The sequence below is a fragment of the Stenotrophomonas sp. 01N47 genome, assembly GCF_056399165.1.
This window is the reverse complement of sequence record NZ_JBFTQU010000039.1, coordinates 1-521: the sequence shown is the minus strand read 5'-3', so window position 1 is coordinate 521 and position 521 is coordinate 1. Positions and strand designations below refer to the sequence as shown.

The 521-nt window shown below is 61.0% G+C and carries 1 protein-coding gene; it reads right to left on the bottom strand.

Features of this window, described 5'->3' with window-relative positions; all coding sequences use genetic code 11:
- A partial coding sequence (locus AC1DKR_RS21085; protein WP_478035084.1) for a hypothetical protein occupies window positions 1-521 on the bottom strand: 521 nt, incomplete at both ends.

The window sequence follows — 521 nt, the reverse complement described above, 5'->3', positions numbered from 1 at the left end:
ACCCTTGAGTGGTCGATTTCGTCGATCACCATGGCGTTCAGCCTCTCCCGGGTGCGGGCCTTCAAGCACTTCGGCACGGCGTCGATCTTGTTGGCTTCGAGAAACGGCCGAAATTCCTTGCTCTCGATGCCGTAGCTGTCCTCCAGCTTGACCTTGAAGACCTGGCTCTTCCCGTAATCGCCCGTCTCGTAAAAGCGCGGCGAATAGGGCGTCGCGAGGCACAGCATGTAGATCGGCGCATCCCGTATCGGTGGTGGAGCCTTCTGGAGTTCGGCCGGACACGGCGTCCAATGAAGATTGGGCGAGCGCCCGTCGGCTTCACGGAAGAAGCGCTCGTGCGCCTTGGAGGCGTTGGACTTCGGACCGCCATACGGGCCGCTCATCTTGCAGCCGGAAACGTAGACACTTCCCGGCCCGATCGGTTGTACGGTCTTGCGCACATGGGCCTCGAACAGTTCCGAGTAGCCGTCCGGATCTACGCCTTCCACCCAGTCAAACTCGTCCGAGTAGTAGGTGTGGCC